The organism is Pseudohongiella sp. SYSU M77423, assembly GCF_029911965.1.
Lineage (GTDB): Bacteria > Pseudomonadota > Gammaproteobacteria > Pseudomonadales > Pseudohongiellaceae > Pseudohongiella.
The window spans coordinates 21,115-44,099 of record NZ_JARYTH010000004.1 but is presented as its reverse complement, the minus strand read 5'-3'; the positions used below and the strand labels follow the sequence as shown (position 1 = coordinate 44,099).

Sequence of the window (22,985 nt, the reverse complement as noted above, 5' to 3'; positions counted from 1 at the left end):
CGTTATTTAACGCAGTGCAAGGGTTGTACCCCTGCGGTATAAAGATGGTCGTAAAAATTTGATTCGCAAACATTTTCGACCCGGAGTGATGCTGTATGACGTCCGCAAGATTCCCCAGACTGGCCACATTGGCGGCCGGATTACTGGTCTGTAGTAGTTTGTCCGCCCAGGATTGGCAGCTGCCTGACGAACTCACTGACAAACTGGAGGGAATGAGCCCGAGTCAACAGTCGTTTATCAGCAGTGGTGACTTCCTGACCTACATGCCTGCGCGGCAGATGGAGCTGGAACTGGCCAACCGGGATACGGCAGACATGCAGGCCCTGGTGGCAGATTTGATGGCTGTGGCAGCGGAGATGGGGTATGACCCCCAGCGGGACATGGGAGCCATACCCCTGAACCTGACTGCCAACGGCTTCAACATGGGTATCATCCCGCCGCCTATTCTGCGGGATGACACACGCAGCCCGGGCCCCTTCAGTGTGCATCGCTACCTGTTTCCTGAATCAGGTGTGCCTACATTTGCGGGGGCCCCGGTTGCGATTTTTCCCGAAGACCTGGAGGCGGGTAACGTTGACGTGGCGATTGTTGGAATTCCCAGTGATATGAGCAGTGGCCGCCGCGATGCCGGAAACGGCCCACGTGTCATGCGCGCGCTGAACACCATTGGTGTGCCGGACGTACAGACGCTGATCAATCCGCTGGATGTGCTTTCAGTCGTCGACTACGGTGACTTTTCAGTAGACAACCTGAGCGTGGAGCGGACCGTCGCCCACGTCACGGCCATGGTGACCGAGACAGCCGCCACCGGCACAGTACCGATGATGGTGGGTGGCGATACATCAATGCTTTACCCCGGGGTGAAAGGTGTTGCGCAGGTCCACGGCAACGGCAGCTTTGGTCTGGTGCACTTCAGTGCCCACCCGGATGCCAATCGCAACGGTGTGCATACGGTGTCAGACGATCAGGCGGTGTTTCTGCTGATCAATGAAGGCATCGTTAACGGTGACGATGTCATCACCGTCGGGCTGCGGGGCGAATCAGTGAATGCAGATACCCTACAGTGGCTGCGTGATCAGAATGTCCGTTATCACACCATGGCCTCCATCAATCGCAATGGTTACAGCGAAGTCATGGATCGCGTCATTGATGAGATCGACGAGCTGCCAGACCAGCTGTTTGTCTCCATCGACGTCAGCGTTATTGAGCCGAATGACATGGTCGCCGCGGGTCGAGTGGCCACCAATGGCCTGGCCATGCAGGAAGTGACCTCTACCATTCGCCATCTGTGTGCAGCGCGGGAGATCGTCGGTTTTGAAATTACTGACCTGGCACCTGTGCTGGATTTCTCGCGTCTGTCAGCACTCAATGCCAATGCAGTGCTGAATGCATGTCTGGTCGGTATGGCCGCGCGTGAAGCTGGTTTCGAACCAGACGAAGTTCATCCACTGGCGCTTGATCACGGTCAGGGCTAAACGGGAGGACGACGACATGCAAACACGACCATTCGCCAAAAATTCCGGAAGTTTGACAATGAAGAACCTGTACCGAATTCCATCGCTGTCGCTGGCAGCGTCCGTGCTGCTCCTGGCTGCAGCGGTATCCCCGAGCGCTCATTCGCAACCGGCGACGCCGGAGCATGTAACCGGCACCAATCCCTATCCCTTTGAAACACGGGATTTCCGTGACGAAGAGGAAGAGGAACCCGAACTGATCGATTTGCCGGAAGGCTATGACGACAAGCTGGCGTTGCTGAGCGAGGAACAGCTCGAGTTTCTCCGCGGCCCCGATGCGCGGCGGTTCCGTGGTGACGAAGAAAAGATGACCGAATACTTCGACGAACACACCCCGGAAGAAATCGTCGAGTGGGTCAGCGCCATGCAGACTGTGGTGTCCAGCACACGATATGAAGAAGGCCGTGACCTGCCTAATATTCCGCTCAACACGGCATCACCTGAATTTAACGCCTGGCGCATTCAGCGCCCACGCTCCATGGATCCAGAGCGTGAGCCCGGCCCGATTGATCTTGGCCGCTACAATGGCCGCGGCGGTCCGCCCACGTTCGGTGGATTCCCGCTGGCTTTGACGCAGGAAGATCTGGAAGCCGGCGAAGTGGACGTCGCCATTGTGGGTGCGCCATTGAACATGGGTTCCGGATGGCGGGACTCTGGCGCTCAGGCAACAACGGATATGCGTGTCCTCGGACGTGCATTGGGGGGAATGGACCAGTACACACAGATCAATCCAGGCAGCGTGCTGAATATTGTTGACTACGGCGATGTTGCCATGGACAACAACAGCACAGAACGGTCCATGCAACATGTCCGGGAGATTGTTCGGGAAATCGCTGAGACAGGCGCGGTGCCTATCATTATAGGTGGTGACCACTCACTGGAATATCCAAACGTGGCTGCGCTGGCCGATGTACACGGTAAAGAGCGGGTGTCAGTGATTCACTTCGATTCACACTACGACGCCTGGTGGGGCAGCACTCACCTGATCAGCCACGGTGCGCCTGTCTACCGCCTGCTTAATGAAGGTCATGTGCGTGGTGCTGACTACATCCAGGTAGGTCTGCGTTCCAGCGGCCCCGATGAGGAAGCGTTCAAATGGATGCGCGAGATCGGCATGCGTTTCCACACCATGGCGGAAGTCGAGCAGCGCGGCTGGGATAACGTGATTGATCGTGTCGTTGCTGAAGCCAGTGAAGAAGGTCGCAAGATCCATATCTCTTTTGATATCGACATCATTGACCCGGCATTTGCTGTTGCAACCGGTACACCAGTATCGGGTGGTATCAACATGCGCGAAGCGATCACAATGGTTCGTCGCCTGTGTGCAGAGTCCAATGTCATCAGTTTTGATCTGGTCGAATTGCACCCGGCACTTGACCCAACGTATGCCACAACCATGAACAGCGCCCATGTCGTGAAAGCCTGTCTGACCGGTCTGGCTCTGCGTGAAGAAGGCTTGACCAGTCCTCATTACCTGAGTCCGATTGCTTCCGAGCACGCCATCGACAACTATTACGGCGACCAGGCCGAGTTCCTGCGTCGTACCGAAGAACTGGAAGCTTCGCGCGAAGAGGAAGAGAACGAAGAAGCGGAAACGGTAGAAGGGTCTGATTCTGATATCGTAGCGCCGATTGACCCGGTTGAGCAGTAAGAAAGACTGGCCCTGAAAAAAGAGCTGTCGCCTTGAGCCGGGCGGCAGCTCTTTTTTGTTGTTGTCACAGCCGCCTGGCCTGCCGACTATCAGTTACTGCCAAATAAGCCCGGCGATTGTGCCAGACTGATCAAAAACCCTGTGGGTTGGTGCTTTGCCAGCGCCACGCATCCCTCATCATGTCTTCGATACCAAGTTTGGCCCGCCATCCCAGGCCTTCAGCGGCAAAGGATGGGTCCGCATAACATTCTGCAATGTCACCCGGCCTTCTTGCCTCGATCCGATAGGGAATGCTTATGCCTGAGGCTTTTTCGAATGCCTTGATCATGTCCAGCACAGAATACTTTTCACCGGTGCCCAGGTTAAAAACTTGATAACCAGATGCGCTCTCCATCTTCTTTAGTGCGGCAAGGTGCCCAAGAGCCAGGTCTACCACATGAATGTAGTCGCGGACCCCAGTGCCATCGTGTGTCGGATAGTCATCGCCAAAAACTTTCAATTCTTTGAGACGGCCGACCGCAACCTGCGTGATGTAGGGCAGCAGATTGGCAGGCACCGTGGTCGGGTTTTCTCCGATCAGGCCAGAGGCATGCGCGCCTACCGGGTTAAAGTACCGCAGCGAGGTGATAGACCATGATGGATCAGCCCGACAGACATCTGACAGAATGCGCTCAACCATGTATTTGCTGGTGCCGTAGGCATTGGTTGTTGCGCCAGTAGGGAAGTCCTCGCGAATCGGGGTTTCGGCAGGATCGCCATAAACGGTTGCGGAAGATGAGAAGATCAGCTTTTTGACATCATGAGCAGCCATTACCCTTACCAGAACCTGCGAACCGTATACGTTGTTCTCATAGTAGCGAAGCGGATAACTGACACTTTCAGCGACCGCCTTCAGCCCAGCGAAGTGAATAACAGCGGTAATGTCATACTTATCAAAGACAGCAGAAAGCGCTGCCTCATCTAGAATGTCGCCTTTTACAAACGGCACTTCCTTGCCGGTGATTTTTGCCACGCGCTTCAGGCTTTCTTCAGAACTGTTCGAAAGATTGTCATACACAAGCAGTGATTCGCCCGCGTTCAGCAGCTCAACAACGGTGTGTGATCCAATGTAGCCGGCGCCGCCTGTAACCAAAATCATAGTGCCTCCGTTATGAGCGCTGTAGCATGAATGTTTCGTATTCCAGTTTCGCGAACTTTCGATTCAGGAAGGCAATGCCAACCAGCGTCGAGACCAGCATTGCGATGGCAAACCCGTAGCCATAGAACTGCGGCCCCAATTGTATTGATAACCAGCTGAGACCAAAGTTCAAAACCATCATTAGCGAAATCAGAAACAATGAAATGTAGCGCTTGTCGAGATAGAACAACACATTGAGCAGTGCCATCAGCAAAACCTGCAGCGAGACCCCCACCAGATCCACGTATAGCAGATGCAGATAGGCCTGGTCGATACCCAGGAAGGCAAGTATCTGATCGCTCCAAAGCAGCAGCAGAGCGAGCGTGATGCCCTGTACCTTGAAAATCTGATAAAGACTGTTCCTGGCATCCATCACCATTTTGTCTTTGTACATAAAAATCTCGTCCAGCGATGCACCCGTCCGGACGGCATCGTAGAACTTGCCGTTCGACTCGGCAAAATCCGTTTCCATATGCAGCAGAAACACCGCCATGCCTGGAATGATGGCCAGATAGGCGATAAAAATTGGCAGGTCGTAAATGTAGGAGGCTCGGAATATGGAAATCACATTAAACGAAACGTCTGGGTGAAACCAGAACACAAACTTGTCGACCCACACACCCAGGTTATAAAAGAGTCCACAAAACGCCAGCGAATAGAAAGCTCTCTTGTGATCCAAAAAGTCGAACCTGACCAGGCGTCGGAACCTGAACTCCCGGAACACGAATATCAACAACAGAAAGGTGATCAGTGCCTGCGATCCCACAAATATCTGCAGCAGTCCCAGAAGACCATTCGTCGGCATTAACAAAGATGCGCCCACCATGATGGCGTAGCCGGCAGCCAGCGTCAGGAGGATTTTGTAATAGGCCTTCATGCCACTGAGAAAAACAATAATGATCCACAGATTATTCAGAATGACGAGGCCACTTATCATAGTGATCTCAATACTGTTCGGCAGATCGGTCACATAACTGACGCCCAGCCCGAATGCATACGAGATGGAGGAGATCACCAGCATACAGCCAACAAGATTCGGGACGATGTCCTCAGACGCCTGCTGGAAGATAAGGTCGGAAATAAAACGTGTCAGCATCAACTGGAAGAACCCGCTGAGAATCAGCGAGGCCGACATCAGATAGGTCACCATGACAAGAAACTGAATAATCAGATCCGTAGGGAAAATGCGTCCGATACTGATGATGCCAATCAACAGCAGGGCAAGGATGGACAATGCCCATGGCCCGGAGCCGATAATGGCCGCCAGGCCGTAGGCTTCCAGATAGGAAAACAGCGTGTTCTTCTTCAGAATTTTCCGTAACTCAAATCCTATCCCTGCCATCAGATCAACTCCTCATAGCGCTGTCTGAAGCGATCAAACATCATCTCTTCCTGATAATACTTGATGACCCGGTTGCGTCCATTGTCACCCAGTTCCGCCCATTTTGTATTGGGGTGAAAACATTGTTTGATGGCATCGGCGATCCGGTCAGGTGATGCAATATTGGTAATCCAGCCGCATGAGCCGATCTGGCGGTCTTCTTCGGTCATGCCGTGAATGATCTCTGCACTGGCGCCAACATTGGTTGCAATGCACGGAATACCGCATGCCATGGCTTCAAGCAGAACCAATGGTTGAGCCTCACTGATTGACGACAGTACACAAACCCCAATCTGAGGAAATAACTCTGCCACATTCTTCATACCGAGGAAGTGGATGTTGCTCTCCATATTGAGACTGGTCACCAGCATCTCGCATTCGTGGAAATAGTCTTCGTCTTCTTCCGTCGGTCCGGCAATCCAGCCCTGGATGTCTGGATCCGAGCTGCATGTCACAGCAATGGCACGAATGAAGGTCTTGATGTCCTTAATCGGTACCACGCGTCCCACCAGTGCAGCGATTTTCGGAGGCGTCGCAGGTCTTGCCTGATAGGCCTTTTCAAAGCGGCTGAGTTTGATGCCATTTACTATCACCTGCGTCCGTTCCGCTGGCGCACCGTCCGCAACCTGCCTGAGCCTGTTGCCTTCGTAAAGCGCGGTGATCTTGTCGGCAAATGCGTAACTGGTTCGCCCAAGCTGCTCAAAGAACTTGATCCACATCAGACGGGTCTGTTCATTGGAGCGATGCATGCTGTTATCCAGCACATTGTGTCGTTCCTTGATCCATTCCGCCTGGCTCAGATCGATTTTTCGCTCCTTTGTGTAGATGCCATGCTCGCTTAACAGATAGGGAATCTTCTGATGATGTTTTGTCAGAGAACCCAGGAAACCGGCGAAGCCCGTTGAGATACTGTGTATCACCCGTGTTGGCGGGATCTCCCGGGCAATCTCGACAAGCCTGAACAGAGGGCTGTATATGTTTCGAAAAGTCCAGAAGAAATCAATGAAAGACTGGTTGGTGGCGTACTCATCGTAAAGCAGAAGCAGCACCTGCCAGGATTGTTCACTAAAGAGAAAATCCTTGCGGCTGAACCCCTTATCTTTGGCTAGCTGGCCCAGCATAAAATCCAGATCGTCCCGTGACAATGCTTCGCCGGAATCAAAAAAATGTCCCAGCACACTGTACCACTGCTGCATGAACTTCTCGCTTACTTTGCGTGCACGCGGCTCAACAGAGGCTTCCGGCTCCATGATGTAGTGGGTTTCTATACCAACGACATTTGCAGGAAGCTCGTAGTGCGCCTCGCCAAATGACTCCCGCGTGCCGCCAATAAATACCAGATAGAAGCTGAGATGCGGCATGCCCTGAATAAGCTGGTGTACCCAGCTCGACACACCGCCGCGTACGTAGGGATAGGTGCCTTCCAGCATCAGGCAGACATCACTTTGCTGAGACACACCAGTACTCCTGTAGTTCTTCGCTGTGCTCACCATCGGGGCCGCCGCTGCACTTGCATAACAGATCGTCTATCTTGCCGTACTCGCGTCGCTTGAAGGCGATTTCGGCACGGTACAGGGCAATCGAATCGCGATCCGAGCCCGCGGCTATCGCATTCTCAAAACACATTTCCGCCTCATCCAGATTCCCCAGTGCCAGGTGAACGCGTCCCAGTTTGATGTATATCTGACCTCGCGGGTCCAGAGCGGCGGCTTTGTCAAAATAAATATGGGCAGATTCAAGGTAGTTTCTGGTGATTGCTCCATCGCTCAGCCCGAGGTAGTAAAACTCCCAGTACAATTCGCCGAGTTGTACCAGTGTCGACGCCGTCTCCGACTTTTCCAGTTTTACTTTCAGGGTATTAATTTTTTGGGTAAGGGTGTTCTCCATTCTGTCGATAAAGGAAAACGCCAGCAATCGAATGTCGTCCTCCTTGTCGGTAACTGCCAGCCGAAATAGCGGAAGGGCTTCACGGTTTGGAATGTATCGACAGGCCTTGACGGCTGCCAGCCGGCGCTCCGGGTCGGGGTGATAAAGCAGAATGTCTTTCAGGCCTGCCACACCAAACATGGAGGTTGTGATTGTCTGCGCCTCGGATGGCAACTCGATGTGATCCGCCCGGCGCCACAGGATGTTCGTCGGTTTTCTTGGCCAGTTGGCGAGCACAACGTAAAGCATTGTCAGGCCAATCATGCCGGCGACCGGCATTGCCAGCGAGATCACGGAAATAAACAGAACAGACTGCAATGTCGGTCGCTTGTACTCCTCCGGTAGCAGTCTGAAACAGGCGAGTGTATACGCGGCTGCAGCAACACCGTGAAACAGCCAGAACCAGACCCAGCTGGTCCAGAGACCCGTCGCCTGACCATAAATACTGAGGGTCTCAGTGATCAGTGTAATCAGAATCAGCAAGATCGTCACTGAACGCTCCAAATCTGATGAGCAGGTCCTGAACCTGCTCCGCCTGTCTGTTTACGTACAACGGGCCAATAATTTCGAAATTGTTTTCTGTAACGCCTGGTCTGCTCATGAGGATTTTTCTGATACGGGTCACATAACGTTCAGCTTCAATCAGGTTCGTAATTGGCATCAACACAAATACAGCCTGATTCCTGTTTTTGTCGCGCGTTACCCAGTAGATATCTGCGCCCCGACGAAAGTCAGTAATTTGCTCGATATCAACGCTCTGGTCTTTGCTCTGGTCAGTAAAAACGACGAGCGAACTGTCCACCTGATAGTGGGTATAGTAGTTATCCTGGTTGGAAAGATAATGTAGAAAAAGTTTACGCTGCTCAGGTTGTAGCTTCGGTGTATGCACATCCGTGGAGATCAGGTTGGCAATAAAGCTTGCCAGCAGGTGAACCAGAGCGATGTTGCCCTGGGTCAATTGAATAAAGCGAACCTGCGAGGCGACAATGATCGCTTTGATGTTGCCCATCACGTCGACCAGAGGCACCACGAGCTGATACTGCAGTTTGCTGACACCTCTGAGATTGGTTTGGTCCCCTGATTCAGACAGGTCACGTGCGCCAACCGTTATACGTTGCTCCATTGCATCACGCACCATGAGGTCATCCATCACCAGTTCTTCAACTGTGCCGAGCTGGGCCAGAGGGCGAGTGGAAATCTCGCCATCAATGACTTCATAGAAGCCCGCCTCGTAGATGGAGATGACCTTGTCCAGTACATCCAGGGTCCGGTCCGCTACAGCAGGCGTCAACTTGCCATCAGCAGAGGTAAACTGTTTAATCTCCTGAACAGCTGTTCGCAGACTCATCTGTTGTCCGGCAAGCCGTTGCTCAAGCTGGTCGTGTGACACTTTCAACAGGTGATAACCCTGAGTGAACATCTCCAGTCGGCTATTGGAAAACTCCTGGTTCAAGGTCAGGCGCTGATTAACAAGGTGCCAGCTGTCACGGAACTCCCCGGTAATCATGGTTAGTAGCGCCGTGCCCAGGATAACTGAAATGCTCAGCGGTATTGACTCACCAGTCATCGTATTGAGCCCTTCAACCAGAGCAACCGTCAGAAGCAGGCTGATCAATCCCTTGCCGAAACCGTAGCGCAGAGAAACCAGCACCGGCCCCAAGGCTGGCCAGAAAAAGTAGTCTGTCGCCGCGTCGTAGCTTATGGTGTTCTGATATCGCCAGATCAGCACCGAAATTGCTGAGATGACAACGAGCTCAACCCAGCGAATCACCTCGTTTCGCGTACCGATAACGATTTTTGTAACAATTGTCTTAAGTTTCATATGGGCATCATTTGAAGCCTGGTCCAGAGTAATGGGGCTGGCGTTACCGCCAGTTTATTTCTTCCGTGATATCCTCAATGGCTTTAATGCCGATCCGTGTGATCGATTCACGTCCCCAGCCACTGCGTGAAGCCGACCCGCGCCATAGTTCATTCTGGTTCAGTTCACTAATCACCAGTGTCAGTCCGACGGCTGGCTCCCCGTCAATGCCGAACTTGTACTGCCACTCATGAACGGCCCCCTGCACAATGTAGCCCGATGACTGCTGTGCCAGCCACGCCCTGGCTTCTTCCTGGCGAAGTTCTGGTTCCAGACTTGCCCGTACATCGCTGATGCGGGACTTGGGATACACGCGCACAGTCAGCCCCTGTGACGACAGTACGGACGCCACCAGTTCCTCGACCTGTGACTGCGCCATCGGCATATTGGACTGGTTCGAGAACGGCATGACATACAGCGTTCTCGACGGGTCAAGCTCAGGGGAGTCCTCGCTGACCGTTGTGCCACACGCGGCAAGTCCGACCATTAAAAGTCCCGACATAAGACGAAGAACTGTCCTGGGTACCATCATTGCATTCAGTTTGCTTGTCATAGTTGCTCTCCACAGCGTTTTCTGGCCTGACCAAGCCAGCCTGTTTAAAAGTCCATAAAGTATTTAACGTTAATTTGTGTACTGGTTTGACCATTGATGTCGGCATTCTGCCAGCTGCCGGTGACAGACAACTCATCGCCACCGAATACTCTTACTCCCAGGCCAAAACTGATGTTGAAGTCGACCTCTTCCAACTCGAAGTTGTAGCCCAGACTGGTATCAAAAAGGTATCTGGCGCCTTTCACGTCAGGCCCCTGCCGCCCAATGTTGCCGTGAGAGACGCTTTGCCCAATCGCAAATCGGTGGTACTTATCTGTCAGAAACGCGCCCGGAGTCACCGTTGTTGATGTATTGGTACGCGACATCAGGCGTGTCAGTTCGCCGTCAGCTATATCGTTCTCCTGCAGGTCGTACTGCATGTATATCTGCCATACCGGGACTCGCTGCCAGATGTCACTGACACGCAAGGAAATCTGTCTGCTGTCGCCAATATGTTCAGAGAAGTCAGTTTCAAACTCACGAGCCTGGATATTGGCGCTGATGCTTGTTCGACTGGTGAGCTGCAAGGCCGTGCCAAGCTGAACCCCGGATTGTCGCCCGGCCAGTGCAAGATTTTCACTCTGAGTCGCCGGAGTATTCCAGAACAGAGAGGCCGAAGGTGTTAACCACGGACCTAGCTGCCACTGGGTATCAATCTGCAGGTTTGCGTGGCTTTGGCCATAACGATGCTGGACGCCCAACTGATAATGTTCTTCAGGTGTCTGCCAGCCAATATTCAATGACTGCGAGGAGTAGTCTTCGTTATAAAACGACGGCTGATCAGCTTGTGCGTCTGCCAGGGTCACATGCATCTGGCCGTTGCGAACCGGCCGGTAATACTCCAGCTCTGAACCACCCAGACCATAGCTGGGCGTCCCGGCGAAGGCGTAAGACCAGCCGTGACTGCGATGCCAGTGTTCGTTTGCCAGCAGTCTTTGCATGGGTGACAGTTCGTTGTTGGTCAGGCTTGGATTAAGCGCTTCTTCGCCGTACTGCCAGGCCAGCCTTCGCTCATCGATCTGTGCCAGCGAGGAGGCCCGTTCCAGGCCCGTCAGGTTCTGACCCTGAATGGCAAGATTGCGGATGGCATTCTCGTCCCGCCGTGCCAGAGCAAGTGCCAGTTGCACAGTTTCACTCAGCTGTTCTTCCTCCAGCATGCCGATGGCCTGCCAATAGGCAATACGTTGCAGTCCGTTCTGTGACTGTGTAAACAGAATGCTGTTGATCTCTTCAGCTTCTACGCCTTCCGCCAGAGCCTGCGTCAGCTGCGCGTTCGAATGTGCAGGTCCTACAAAAATGGATAACAGCGAGCGATAACTGATTTCGCCATTCAGCTCTTCTCGCAATTCATCTGCCATTGTGCTGATCACCTGCCAGCGCAGTGCCTGTGCCAGGGCGTCATTACCGTGCTCCTGCAACATGATGGCGTAAGCAAGTATGTCAGAGGGGGCAGCCAGATCCTGCTCATAAAGTTGTTGATACCAGAACTGTGCATGCAGGGTGTTGTCCAGATTCTGGGCCGCGTAAGCCATCAACTGGATCAGCTCAGCGTTGTTGAGCGCACTGGCGAATAATTGTCGGTAAAGTTCCTCCAGCCAGCGCGTATCGTCAAGAGCTATCGCAATCCAGACAGACTCTTCCTTGTAGCGCTGAACGGCAGGGCGCAATGCAATCAGCTGCTGCAGCAACTGTCTGGCCGTTTCGTTATCTGCTTCGTAGGTCGCAATTCGCAGCCTGAGTTCCTGCATCTCGACAGACTGGTGATCGCGATAATTGTTCAGTTGTTCTTTTATTCGCGCTACATCAGCGCTGTTCTGATCCAGTATCGCACCCTGCAGCATCGAGTCGAGTATGATGCGGGCGGAATCAGGCAGCTGGTTGGCGGTTCCAGACTGATTCTGTCTGAATAGTCGGTAGTATTCCCACAGCCGCTGACGCTCTGAGTCGTCTGACACTTCGTGTGTGGCGATCAGCAGGAACGGGTCGATGGTATTGGCTTCCTGCGCCAGCATTATCTCCTGAATATTGCGCAATATATCGCGCTCGCCAACGAAATAAGCCAGGCTCCTGATATTGTCCAGCTGATCAAGGTTCAGTTTGGTGAGATCAAGAAAGTTGACGGCAGTTGCCAAAGCCTCTTCTGGCTCATTAAGATCCACAAATGCCTGAATAAACTGATTCAGGTTTTCGTAAGCATAGGGTTCCTCGACATTGGGGATATTTCCCGGGTGTCGAGACCGCCACAGAGCAACGGTGCCTTCCTGGTCTCCCACAAAATTGTAGAAGCGACCGAGTTCCACTTCGATCAAGCGAAGCTCGGCCTCGCTCAACTGGCCGCTGGCTGTTTCACCAGTGAGTATGGAATTTAGCGCTTCAGCCACGTAATCTGCGCCGTCTATTCTGTCAGCGACGGCAATCCATTCCCGGATCTCAACCAGCGACGCGGCGCCCCTGTGCTGCGAGACCGTAAAGGTAGGACTCAAGCACTTCGATATTGATCGCTGCATACGCCACGCGGATGACGTACCGGATCAGCTCTGGAGAATCATCTGGGTTGATGAACTCCTGCATCAAAGCCAGGGCCTCGTCAAACCGCTGCAGACCAACATAGAGGTCAACCAGTTGTCGCTGATGCGCACTGCGAAGTGCCGCATTCTCCGCCACCACGCGCTCCAGCCAGGCAGCGGCAGTTTCAAGATCACCAACGGCCAGCGCCAGCTGAGTGGCCTGTAACCAGTCGTCTGGAGAGCTGCTTTGTTCCGCCTTGGCATAGGCCAGCCCCACAGCACTGTTGGCGCTGTTGGCGGACAACAGGAAAGTGATCAGCGCCTGCAGGCAGTTGTTGTCGCAAGTCCCGGTGGCGTGCTGCTGTGCCAGTTCGATACCGGTCTGCCAGTCTGCCAGTTGTTGAACGAACCCGAGGACACGCTGTAAGTTCGCGAATATCGGGTCGTCCCTATAGAGTTGAAGTGCATGCTGGTAGGCCTGGTCGGTGAGTCCGGCCTGTTGCGCGAGCGTCAACAATTCACTTTGGCTTGCGTCTGGTCTCAGTGTCTGCAGTTCGTATGACAACGCGGGAGAGCCAGTCTGAATGGCATAGAGGGAGAACTGGTTTAGTTGATCCTCACTGAAGCTTCCCATGTTTTCAGACAGAAACTCATGCAGCCGGGCAGTCGCTGCGGCGGCGGTTTCGTCCTGCCTCAGCGTTGCCAGCTGCCAGAGGCTACGAGTAAACAGGTCATAAATTTCTTCCTGGAACGGCGTTTGCCCAAAGCGTTCAGCAGGCTCTATCAGCGCTATCGCCTCTTCAAACTCGTTTAGCTGAACGCGCTGTTTGGCAATCAGATACTGAAGTTGCGCGGTCGGTTCATCATCCTCGCGCAATACATTGAGAAACGCCAGTGCAACGGTCGGGTCGTTGGCGTCATCCAGCATGTTTAACAGGAGTTCACGGTTGGGCTGAAGCAAAGTCAACAGTGTCACTGTTGACGCTGTCAGGGCAATGATCGCACGTCGATTAAGAAAAACCTCGCGGCCACTTAGTGACCGGTGCTTGAGCTGAGGTTTTTTGCCATTCGTGCTCATCGCCAGATCCTGATCATATGCACAGCAGGCTAAGCCTGAATCGACCAGGCGAAGAGCTCGCCAGGTTCAGGGTTGCGCCTGATTGTTGTGCGTCGATCTGAGTGTCAGATTGCTTAAGCTGACAGTTCGTTGCCTGTGCAATGGTCATCTCAAGCGGTACGTGGCTTTCCACTTCAATGAGAAGCTCCTGGCCTTGCCATTGCCACTGCTCAATCTGTCCGTTGGCAGTCTGTAAGTAAGGATCACCACCGAAAGGCGAAAGTCGCTCGTCACCCGCAAGGCTCAGTGTCGCTCTGGGCTGTGCCAGTGAAATATAGGTGCCATCTGGCCCCTTGTTCAATCCGGTCAGTCCAACACTATCGGCATCAGGCACAGCTCCAGCGTCGATCCGCAGGCTGCGAACGCCGGTGCTGGCTACCAGCCAGACGGGTGCGTCCGAATCGTTGAGAATGCTTCTTGCCAACCCTGTCTCGTACAGCGAACTGGCTCTCGCGGCAAATTCGCTCAGATACATTGGCGTCACGGGCTGGCTGATAGCCCAGTCATAGACCTGTTGAAGCGCGCGAATTGATGCAGGATAAATACCTGAGTACATGTGGTAGTAGATGCTGATGGGTTTAAGCCTGCGGGGCTCGCCCAGCAGCTGAAAGCTCTCCACAGCGCGAGAATAACCGTTGTAATTGTCCGTCCATAGATCGGTGTACAGATTTTCATTCATCAGGGGGGCGTATACCTGCACTGCGTTTGGATACCAGTTCAGGTGCGGGTAAATCTGTGCAATGGAAAAGTTGCTGTTGACGACATAGGTGTTGCCACCATTGACGTTATAGATGCCCAGCTCGTGAGTTTTTTGTATGACATCCGGTGTCGGATTGGCGCTGCCTGACCACAAAAACACTTCAACTTTTTTGTCGCTGCCGGCAGGGATCAGTTCACGTTCTATATATTCAACGCTGCCAAATACCTCGCGGTCATAATCCAGTTCATAACCAGGGATCTCCAGCGAATCACCGTAGACACGCTCACCGCTGGCTATTCTCTCGTCCCAAAAGAATGGATGGCTGAAGGTGTGAGAAGCAATTTCAACATGATCCAGGCTGAATATACCCCGGGCAATGTTCTCCAGCTCTGCGGAGAATTGAGGGTAGATCCCGTGCGGGGCAACCTCTGCCTCGATGACCGAGACCGTATGGGGTAAAGGGTACCTTTCCAGTATTTGCCGACGAATTTCTTCTGCGGCGAATCCTCGGTTGCCCGTATAGGTAATTGAAGGGAAGCCATCACCGTCAATATGCGCGGTCAGGATCCGCTGCCCTGATTCCGTTGTAACGTCAGGCACCGGAATGGAAGGCAGCCGCAACAATGAGAGTATGTTTTCAAAGGGATCAAGGCTCCAACGTATACGATCACCCATCATTTCCTGCACAGTCAGTGACTGCGTGACAATACCACCCCATGAGGTTTCCATCAGACCAATGCCTTTGGCACCCTGGGCATCGGTAATCTCGACCTTTACCGATACATCAGTACTGTCCACGCCGGGAGCAAGAATATAACGAGGCGTGACATTGAGTGTTGATGTCGGCATCCGGTAACGTAACTGATTGACGTTGGTTGACAGATTGCCCTGGAAGTTTCCTGCGGCTTGCAGATGCAAGCTTTCCAGCAGCGTTCTGCTTTCCGGCAATTCACCAATAAATAGCGATTGTACACTCTGGTTTTGCAGCACCTGCTCAATGAATCTGGCCAGGGCGCTGCTTGTGTAATTGCTTTGTGCCAGCCAATACACGACCCCGGCGTACTTGGCAGGATCAAAATGCAGGCTGTCGATGGCATTGACGTCGAAGCACTCCGGTACATAACCCGCATATTCGATCAGCACGGAGAGAAAGCGGTGGCATGGCGACAGCTTTTTCAAGAACTGATTGCCGTTGTAAAAAGCCAGTATTCGCCGTGGTACTGGATACACGGTCGAGACACCGACATCGGTGAGAAGCCCGTTGGACAGGTAGGGCGTGAAACCCAGTTCGACCAGCCGACGTGCAGCGGCAATCCTTTCCTGCTGACGATCAGATGGCAGGTAGTCGATTACAATCGCTTCGATACCAGCCTGCTGCACTTCCCGCAAGCGGTCGGTGACCCACTGTGTATCAGCGGCAGTTCTTACAGAATAGGAGTCAAAGGCTGCGTCGTAGCCATTGATCATGCTTTCGGCAACCACTGCTGCTGGCTGAAATGACAACCGGCTGATCAGTTCAAAGCCCCGGTTGAGGATCAGCTCGACCTCCGAGTCATCGCTGGCATTTCGAGAAAGTTCGTCCAGCATATCAATCAGTGCAACTTGCTGCGCATCCAGTTCATCGGCGGACAAGGGAGCAAGCATGTAGCTGTCAAGTGTGTCCAGGAAGAGGCCGTCAAAACCGCGGTTGCCCAGCGCCTCGGCCTCCGACAGCAGGTAGTCGCGCCAGCCATTGTCCCGCAAATCCATGACCGAAGCGTTCCAGGCTGTATTCTGTGTCATTACGTTGCTGCCGCCCGGAACCTGACCAAGACTGTTGTCCCACTCGCCAACGCTTAGGTAGCCATAAACCTTGATATTGGCCTTGTGCAACTGGGCAATCTGCCGGTCAGAGATTTGTGTTGGTGTGACCACGACCCGGTCAAAACTCAGCAGCTCACGCACAGAGTCTACCGGTCCGTAATAGAAGACAATTGACGCAGGCGATTCCTGTGATTGCGCCGGGGACGCCAATAGCAGAATAAAAACCAATAAATAGAATGGTTTAGCTGATTTTAACCAGTTGCAGTGGATGATAGGGGGCAGCCTTTTTCTGGTCATTTGAGAAAATATAAACTATTGATAATTATATTAAAAGAGAGTGCCAGATGGTTTAGCCGGGAAACTGTAGAGACGCATCGCCAATAGCCTCGATAATTCTACAGACAATCCGTCCGTTCAGTGAGGGATAAATAGGGTCAGAAGCTTGTGTTCGCCAGCGCGAGCAGCTCAGACGCTGGCTTCAGAGCCCGTGCTACGGGTCGACGGTCGACAGGCATCAAACAAAATAACCCAGCACACTGTTAAGGAAGTGGTAGCCTCTGATCGTGGTCGTGACCTGCTCGTCTGTGGTGTCCATCAAGCCCTGCTTTTGCAGCACTGATACCTTATCGGCTATTACTGTGTAGGGCAGCCCGGTGCGCTGCTCAAACTGGGTTTTTGTGAACCCCTCGCGCAGCCTCAGGGCATTCAGCAAATACTCCAGAGGCAACTCTTCCGCTTCAATCGGCGAGGCATCGGCCAGGTAGGGATATCGGTTGGCCAGATTCGTACTTTCCTGCACCAGGCTGTGTTTGGCCGCTGCCAGGTAATGCCCCGGCTGCTTGCGTTTGCGCAGCCGCAATACGCGCTGCCGGTGCGGCTGGCTCAGCTTAGCGTGAGCGCCAGCGCCAATACCCAGGTAGTCACCGAACTGCCAGTAATTGATATTGTGACGTGCCTGTTCGCCCTGCTTTGCAAAGGCTGATATTTCATAGCGCTGGTAGCCAGCGCCTTCCAATAGCGCCAGGCCGGCATCCTGCATGTCGATCAGCGTGTCCTCTGCCGGCAGCGGCGGTGGCTGCTTGTAGAATGCGGTATTCGGCTCGATGGTCAGCTGGTACCAGGAAATGTGTTCCGGATCAAAGCCAATCGCCCGCTCCAGATCGGCCAGTGCCTGTTCCGGAGCCTGTTGCTGCAGGCCGTACATTATGTCGATATTCAGCCGTTTGAATCCGGCATTGCGCGCATACTCGATGGCACGTTCGGCATCGTGGCTGTCGTGGATTCGGCCGAGATTCTGCAGCTGCTCGGGCGAAAAACTCTGCACCCCAAGCGACAGACGATTGATGCCAGCCAGGAAATAATCTGCAAATTTCTCGCGTTCTGCTGTCCCAGGATTGGCCTCCAGCGTGATTTCAATGTCGCTGGCAAAGGTCAGATGCTGCTGCAATCCCTCGAACAGCCTTTCGTAGGCTTTGGCCGACAGCAGACTGGGCGTACCGCCGCCAATAAAAATGCTCTGAATCTCTCGGCGCTGAACATACTTCAGATCGTGCTTAAGGTCATCCAGCAGTGCCGTGATGTAGTCGTCTTCCGGCAGCTCGTCAGACTCATTCTCGTGTGAATTGAAGTCACAGTAGGGGCACTTACGCACACACCAGGGTACGTGAATGTAAAGACTGAGAGGCGGCAGGGTCAGCATCAGGCTAACGCGGCGGGCGGTGTCCCGGTCAATTGCTGCAACAGCAGCTGCATGGCAAGGGCGCGGTGGCTGATCTGGTTTTTGCGACCTGCGGGCAGCTCTGCGGAACTGCAGTCAGTGGCGGGGACGTAAAACAGCGGGTCGTAACCAAAACCACCCTCGCCTGCCTGCTCATGAAGAATGCGACCGTGCCACTGGCCGTGGCAGACCACCGGTACAGGATCTTCAGCATGGCGCACAAAAACCAGTACGCAGTGAAATGCGGCGGTACGTTCGGCCTCAGCCACATCCCGCAATTCGGTCAACAGCTTGTAGTTGTTGGCGGCATCGCGTGCCGAACGCTCCATGGTGCCCCAGCTGGGCCCGACATCACCGGCAGCATAACGTGCGGAGTAAATACCAGGCGCGCCGCCCAGTGCGTCCACGGCCAGACCGGAGTCGTCTGCCAGTGCTGGCAGGCCAGTTTTGGCGCTGGCATGACGTGCTTTTAGAATGGCGTTCTCTATAAAAGTGAGACCTGTTTCTTCTGCATCATCCACAGACATGTCACCCTGGCTGATCAGGGTGGCACCCAGCGGACTCAGCAGTGCCTGAAGCTCGGCCAGTTTGCCGGCGTTGCTGCTGGCCAGCACGATCTTCTGGTTGTTAAGAAACGTTGCTGTGGATGTTGTGGTGCTCATTGTCAGGCAGCCTCGGACTTGGCAGGTTTGCGACTGAAATGATAGATGGCAATTTCGCTGAGCAGGTTGGGAAAGGCGCGAATAATCCAGCTGTCACGATGTTTGATGTCCACCACTGTTCGGGTGATCACATCGATATCGCGGCTGCGGCAGAATTCGTCAAAATCCTTTACCGTACAAAAATGGATGTTGGGTGTGTCGAACCACTCATAAGGCATAAAGTCAGAAACCGGCATGCGCCCCTTGAACGCCAGGTAGGCGCGGCTCTTCCAGTTGCCAAAATTGGGGAAGGTGACAATGCAGTTCTTGCCGATGCGCAGCATCTCGTCGACCAGTTTGTCGGGGAAATGCACGGCCTGCAGTGTCTGGGTCAGTAGCACAGTATCAAAGCTTTGCGACTCAAAATTCTGCAGTCCCTTGTTCAGGTCCTGCTGAATGACACTGATTCCCTTGTCCAGACAGCCGTTGATCTTCTGGTTGTCGATCTCCAGGCCGATGCCGTGGATCTGCTTTCTATCACGCAGGTAGGCCAGCAGGGCGCCGTCGCCGCAACCCAGGTCCAGCACCCGGCTGCCAGGTTCAATCCACTTTTGAATAATGTCGAGATCAGGCCGCATGAGAACTGATCTCCAGCTTGACGCGATCAAGATAGGTGGTCAGTGCCTGCATGTAGCGTGGCACTGGCAATAAAAATGCGTCATGACCCTGATCGGCTTCGATATCCAGGTAGCTGACCTGTTTGCCGGCCTTCAGCAATGCGGTGACAATCTCCCGGGTACGTTCCGGTGGAAAGCGCCAGTCAGTGCTGAACGACACCAGCATAAAGCGACAATCGCTGTTGGCGAATGCCTTGCTCAGATCGCCGTCGTAGTCGACGCTGGGGTCAAAATAGTCGAGTGCCTTGGTCATCAGCAGATAGGTATTGGCGTCAAATGTCTCAGAAAAGCGTTCGCCCTGGTAGTGCAGGTAACTTTCCACCTGGAAATCGACATCAAAGCCAAAGCTCAGCTTGCCCGCACGCAGATCACGGCCCAGGTTCAGCGACGCCTGTTTCAGCTGCTCGGACGCCTTGCCGAATTTTTCCCGCATGGCACTGTCCGACAGATAGGTAATGTGACCGACCATGCGTGCCAGCATCACACCACGCTTGGGCAGCGTGTTGTGTTCACGATAGCGCCCGGCATGGAAATCAGGGTCGGCGGTGATCGACTGCCGAGCGACTTCATTAAACGCGATGTTCTGTGCCGACAGTTTTGGTGCCACAGCCATCATGATGGCGTGACGGACGCGTTCGGGATAACTGATGGACCAGCGCATTACCTGCATACCACCCAGGCTGCCTCCAATGACTGCAGCCCATTTGTCGATGCCCAGACGGTCGGCCAGGCGTGCCTGACTGTTAACCCAGTCGCGCACAGTGACTACCGGGAAATCGGGGCCGTACCAGGTACCGGTATCCGGATTCATGGAGGCCGGCCCCGTGCTGCCGGCGCAGCCACCCAGATTGTTCAGGCACACCACAAAAAAGTGATTGGTGTCGATGGGTTTGCCAGGTCCGATCGCTACATCCCACCAGCCTGGTTTGCGGTCATCCATACTGTGATAACCGGCCGCATGATGGTCGCCGCTCAGGGCGTGGCAGATCAGAATGGCATTGCTGCGCTCGGCATTGAGTTCGCCATAGGTTTCGACCATCAGGTCGTAGGCCTTCAACTCTTTGCCGCTGCGCAGCGGCAACGGTTCATCAAAATGATAAAGCTGTGGCGTCACCAGACCCACAGAATTTTCGGGTAACACGTCGGGCATTGTGTTTAGAGTCCGAGCACGAAGCGTGGATTGGCCTGGACCGGAATGATCAGCACAATGCGGATGATCTGGATGGCCAGGAACACAAAGATGGGTGACAGATCCAGGCCACCCATGGACGGCAGCAGGCGCCGGAACGGTGCCATGACCGGTTCAGTCAGCTGTCGGACCAGCACCAGTGCCGGGTGTCCGCTGAAGGGCGCGATGAAGCTGGCGATGATGGATATCAGCATGCCCCAGAAATAGATATTCAGAATGAAGCTGAGTATTCCCGCCAGACCCCAGGTCAGAATCAGGCCAAAATTCGGGAACTGCAGCCCGGCCAGAAAGATCAGTGCGTACATGGCTGCGCACTGAAACACGATGGCCAGCACCAGCGATGACAGATCAATGCCGCGGATACCCGGGATGATACGGCGGAAAATCTGCACGCCCGGATCGGTGAAGCGCACGATCATTTGTGTAATCGGGTTATAAAAGTCAGCGCGCGACAATTGCAGCAGGAATCGCAGCAGGATAGCCATCAGATAAAGTGAGCCCAGCGTACTGACAAGCAAGGTTCCGATGTCGCCGATAGTGTTCATGTTTATCCTGTCCCGCTATTTCGTGTCTGTTGAATTTGAACTTATTTGGCCAGTTCGGCAGCGCGTTGTTGCGCGGCTTTCATGGCGGTTTCAACGATGGATTCAAAGCCGTCGCGCTGGAATGACAGCACAGCCTGTTCGGTTGTTCCACCTGGCGAGGTCACGCGCCGGCGCAGTTCATCCGGCGGGACATCGCTGTTTGCAGCCAGTTTACCAGCACCCAGGGCGGTCTGAATGGCGAGCTGCCGTGCCGTTTCGGCAGTCAGGCCCATGGCCGTACCGGCTTTTTCCATGGCTTCCATCATCAGAAAGAAGTAGGCCGGGCCGCTGCCGGACAGCGCCGTGACAGCGTCGATGTCCTGTTCCTGATCCAGCCAGCAGGCAATACCAACGGCCGCCATGATGTCGCCAGCCAGTTGCTGGTGCTGTTCGCTGCAGCGGGCATTGGCAAACAGGCCTGTGGCGCCCTCGCCCACCAGCGAAGGTGTATTGGGCATGCAGCGGACAATGGCCCTGTCGTCACCCAGCCAACTGGCGAGCGAGCTGACCGGAATGCCGGCAGCAATGGAAATAATCAGGCAGTCTTTTTTACCAATCAGCGGACGCAGCGCTGCGCAGACACTGGCCATCACCTGTGGTTTGACGGCCAGCACAATGACATCGGCTTCGGAGGCGACAGAGGAAGTATCACCGGTGCGAATGCCGCACTCGCTGGCGAGTTGGGCCAGCTTGTCACTGTCGATGTCGGTAGCGGCGATATTCTGCGCGGGCACATCTTTGGCAAGCAGACCTCGAATCAGGCTGTTTGCCATGTTGCCGGCGCCAATAAAACTGATCTGGCGTTGGTTCAAAGCGGCTGTTCCCCGGGGTTGTAAGTCAATCAAGCGGCTATTCTAGCGCAGCAGGGCGGCAAGTGCATTCAGCCGTTAAATTCCTTGCTGAAAATGCTCCAGAAGCTCAGAAACAGCGCCGCAATCAGCGGGCCGATGACAAAGCCGTTAATGCCCAGCAGTGCGATGCCACCCAGTGTGGAAAACAGCACCATATAGTCGGGCAACTTGGTATCGCGACCAACCAGTATGGGGCGCAGCACATTGTCTGCCAGCCCGATGACAACGGCGCCGTAGGCAACCAGTATCGAGGCCTTCATCCAGTCGCCGGTGGCGTACATGTATATCGCCACCGGTATCCACACCAGCGAGGCACCCACTGCGGGCACCAGTGACAGGAAGGCCATGACCACCGCCCACAGCACCGGCGCCTGCAGGTCCAGCATCCAGAATATAAAACCGCCCAGGCCACCCTGCACGATGGCGACCACCAGATTGCCCTTAACGGTGGCGCGGGAAACTTCCGCAAACTTGCTGAACAAGACCTGCCGTCGATCTTCGTTAAGAGGCAGGGCTTTGCGCATCCAGTTGACGATGGTCTCGCCATCGCGAAGCAGGAAGAAGGTGAGATACAGCATCAGGGCAAGATTGAGTGTGAAGGCAACCGTGTTGCGACCCACCACCAGCGCTTCCTGAGAAATGATGCGACTCAGACCCACGGCCGATTCGGACAGATAGCTGCGCAGGTTGGAGGTGTCGATGCCCAGACGTTGTAATAGTTCGGGCAGGATGGGCACGGCGGTGCCGATCTGGTTAATGAATTCCGACGGATTGATTTCCCGGCTCTCGATAGACTCGTATAGCTGGGCGCCCTCATTGATGAAGGCAAACACAATGGCGATTACCGGGATGACGACCAGCACCATGCCCAGCAGCAGCGTAACCAGGGCTGCCAGTGACTCCCGTCCCTTAAAGATGCGGACCATGCGACGCTGCAGCGGATTAAACAGCAGACTCATGACACAGGCCCAGAAGATGGCGCTCCAGAACGGCAGCAAGATCAACAGAAACGCCGCTGAGATGCCCGCCAGCACCACCAGAAAACCGCGGTTCTCCATGGTTTCACGCATAATGGTGAGTCCTCACTTGGCCTGTAG

18 protein-coding genes are annotated in these 22,985 nt (G+C 54.2%); 2 read left to right on the top strand and 16 right to left on the bottom strand.

The annotated features are described in order from the left end of the window. Positions 1–95: 95 nt before the first annotated feature. Both QGM61_RS09830 and QGM61_RS09825 read left to right on the top strand, forming a co-directional pair. Positions 96–1,475 (top strand): arginase family protein, encoded by a 1,380-nt coding sequence (locus QGM61_RS09830; protein WP_237132413.1) that lies wholly within the window; start codon positions 96–98, stop codon positions 1,473–1,475. A 58-nt stretch (positions 1,476–1,533) separates the two neighbouring features. Continuing rightward, a complete protein-coding gene (locus QGM61_RS09825; protein WP_281132842.1) occupies positions 1,534–3,165 on the top strand; it encodes an agmatinase family protein in 1,632 nt (543 codons plus the stop codon). Between the two features lie 130 nt (positions 3,166–3,295). Here QGM61_RS09825 and galE read toward each other — a convergent pair whose 3' ends face one another. From galE to QGM61_RS09745, 16 genes are all read right to left on the bottom strand, one after another. Then, complete coding sequence (gene galE, locus QGM61_RS09820; RefSeq protein ID WP_237132411.1) at positions 3,296–4,303, bottom strand: UDP-glucose 4-epimerase GalE; 1,008 nt, start codon at positions 4,301–4,303, stop codon at positions 3,296–3,298. Positions 4,304–4,313: 10 nt separating this feature from the next. Then, positions 4,314–5,684, bottom strand: coding sequence for an exopolysaccharide Pel transporter PelG (pelG, locus tag QGM61_RS09815; RefSeq protein WP_237132410.1), 1,371 nt, complete (start codon positions 5,682–5,684; stop codon positions 4,314–4,316). Next, the gene (pelF, locus tag QGM61_RS09810) at positions 5,684–7,180 is read right to left on the bottom strand and encodes a GT4 family glycosyltransferase PelF (RefSeq protein WP_281132841.1); all 1,497 of its coding nucleotides are present in this window, start codon (positions 7,178–7,180) and stop codon (positions 5,684–5,686) included. Before pelF ends, pelG begins: the two co-directional genes overlap by 1 nt. Beyond that, positions 7,164–8,141 (bottom strand): hypothetical protein, encoded by a 978-nt coding sequence (locus QGM61_RS09805; protein WP_281132840.1) that lies wholly within the window; start codon positions 8,139–8,141, stop codon positions 7,164–7,166. The genes pelF and QGM61_RS09805 overlap by 17 nt, the downstream gene beginning before the upstream one ends. Beyond that, on the bottom strand, positions 8,104–9,471 hold the full coding sequence (locus tag QGM61_RS09800; RefSeq protein WP_281132839.1) for a PelD GGDEF domain-containing protein: 1,368 nt from the start codon (positions 9,469–9,471) through the stop codon (positions 8,104–8,106). The genes QGM61_RS09805 and QGM61_RS09800 overlap by 38 nt, the downstream gene beginning before the upstream one ends. Positions 9,472–9,514: 43 nt before the next feature. Next, positions 9,515–10,063, bottom strand: coding sequence for a hypothetical protein (locus QGM61_RS09795; protein WP_281132838.1), 549 nt, complete (start codon positions 10,061–10,063; stop codon positions 9,515–9,517). Positions 10,064–10,107: 44 nt separating this feature from the next. After that, entirely contained in the window at positions 10,108–12,585 is a 2,478-nt protein-coding gene (locus tag QGM61_RS09790) for a hypothetical protein (RefSeq protein WP_281132837.1), read from the bottom strand. After that, positions 12,533–13,687 carry a tetratricopeptide repeat protein gene (locus QGM61_RS09785; RefSeq protein WP_281132836.1) on the bottom strand — a complete coding sequence of 385 codons (1,155 nt, stop codon included), beginning with the start codon at positions 13,685–13,687 and terminating at the stop codon, positions 12,533–12,535. The genes QGM61_RS09790 and QGM61_RS09785 overlap by 53 nt, the downstream gene beginning before the upstream one ends. A gap of 13 nt (positions 13,688–13,700) precedes the next feature. Further along, positions 13,701–16,370, bottom strand: coding sequence for an endo alpha-1,4 polygalactosaminidase (locus tag QGM61_RS09780; protein ID WP_281132835.1), 2,670 nt, complete (start codon positions 16,368–16,370; stop codon positions 13,701–13,703). 373 nt (positions 16,371–16,743) lie between these two features. Further along, positions 16,744–17,928, bottom strand: a complete 1,185-nt coding sequence (hemW, locus tag QGM61_RS09775; RefSeq protein WP_281132834.1) for a radical SAM family heme chaperone HemW — start codon at positions 17,926–17,928, stop codon at positions 16,744–16,746. Next, a complete protein-coding gene (gene rdgB, locus QGM61_RS09770; protein ID WP_237132400.1) occupies positions 17,928–18,608 on the bottom strand; it encodes an RdgB/HAM1 family non-canonical purine NTP pyrophosphatase in 681 nt (226 codons plus the stop codon). The genes hemW and rdgB overlap by 1 nt, the downstream gene beginning before the upstream one ends. 2 nt (positions 18,609–18,610) lie before the next feature. Next, positions 18,611–19,225, bottom strand: a complete 615-nt coding sequence (metW, locus tag QGM61_RS09765) for a methionine biosynthesis protein MetW (protein ID WP_237132399.1) — start codon at positions 19,223–19,225, stop codon at positions 18,611–18,613. Then, positions 19,215–20,414 carry a homoserine O-succinyltransferase MetX gene (locus QGM61_RS09760; protein ID WP_237132398.1) on the bottom strand — a complete coding sequence of 400 codons (1,200 nt, stop codon included), beginning with the start codon at positions 20,412–20,414 and terminating at the stop codon, positions 19,215–19,217. The genes metW and QGM61_RS09760 overlap by 11 nt, the downstream gene beginning before the upstream one ends. Before the next feature lie 5 nt (positions 20,415–20,419). Then, positions 20,420–20,998, bottom strand: a complete 579-nt coding sequence (locus QGM61_RS09755; RefSeq protein ID WP_237132397.1) for a YggT family protein — start codon at positions 20,996–20,998, stop codon at positions 20,420–20,422. A gap of 41 nt (positions 20,999–21,039) precedes the next feature. Then, positions 21,040–21,849, bottom strand: a complete 810-nt coding sequence (gene proC / locus QGM61_RS09750) for a pyrroline-5-carboxylate reductase (protein ID WP_281132833.1) — start codon at positions 21,847–21,849, stop codon at positions 21,040–21,042. Positions 21,850–21,917: 68 nt separating this feature from the next. After that, complete coding sequence (locus QGM61_RS09745) at positions 21,918–22,958, bottom strand: AI-2E family transporter (RefSeq protein WP_281132832.1); 1,041 nt, start codon at positions 22,956–22,958, stop codon at positions 21,918–21,920. Positions 22,959–22,985 lie beyond the last annotated feature (27 nt).

Bases quoted from the DNA above. Each gene is read 5' to 3' on its own strand.
- QGM61_RS09830 (WP_237132413.1), top strand. From the start codon at position 96: ATGACGTCCGCAAGATTCCCCAGACTGGCCACATTGGCGGCCGGATTA.
- QGM61_RS09825 (WP_281132842.1), top strand. From the start codon at position 1,534: ATGAAGAACCTGTACCGAATTCCATCGCTGTCGCTGGCAGCGTCCGTG.
- galE (WP_237132411.1), bottom strand. From the start codon at position 4,303: ATGATTTTGGTTACAGGCGGCGCCGGCTACATTGGATCACACACCGTT.
- pelG (WP_237132410.1), bottom strand. From the start codon at position 5,684: ATGGCAGGGATAGGATTTGAGTTACGGAAAATTCTGAAGAAGAACACG.
- QGM61_RS09800 (WP_281132839.1), bottom strand. From the start codon at position 9,471: ATGAAACTTAAGACAATTGTTACAAAAATCGTTATCGGTACGCGAAAC.
- QGM61_RS09795 (WP_281132838.1), bottom strand. From the start codon at position 10,063: ATGACAAGCAAACTGAATGCAATGATGGTACCCAGGACAGTTCTTCGT.
- QGM61_RS09785 (WP_281132836.1), bottom strand. From the start codon at position 13,687: ATGAGCACGAATGGCAAAAAACCTCAGCTCAAGCACCGGTCACTAAGT.
- hemW (WP_281132834.1), bottom strand. From the start codon at position 17,928: ATGCTGACCCTGCCGCCTCTCAGTCTTTACATTCACGTACCCTGGTGT.
- rdgB (WP_237132400.1), bottom strand. From the start codon at position 18,608: ATGAGCACCACAACATCCACAGCAACGTTTCTTAACAACCAGAAGATC.
- metW (WP_237132399.1), bottom strand. From the start codon at position 19,225: ATGCGGCCTGATCTCGACATTATTCAAAAGTGGATTGAACCTGGCAGC.
- QGM61_RS09760 (WP_237132398.1), bottom strand. From the start codon at position 20,414: ATGCCCGACGTGTTACCCGAAAATTCTGTGGGTCTGGTGACGCCACAG.
- QGM61_RS09755 (WP_237132397.1), bottom strand. From the start codon at position 20,998: ATGAACACTATCGGCGACATCGGAACCTTGCTTGTCAGTACGCTGGGC.
- QGM61_RS09745 (WP_281132832.1), bottom strand. From the start codon at position 22,958: ATGCGTGAAACCATGGAGAACCGCGGTTTTCTGGTGGTGCTGGCGGGC.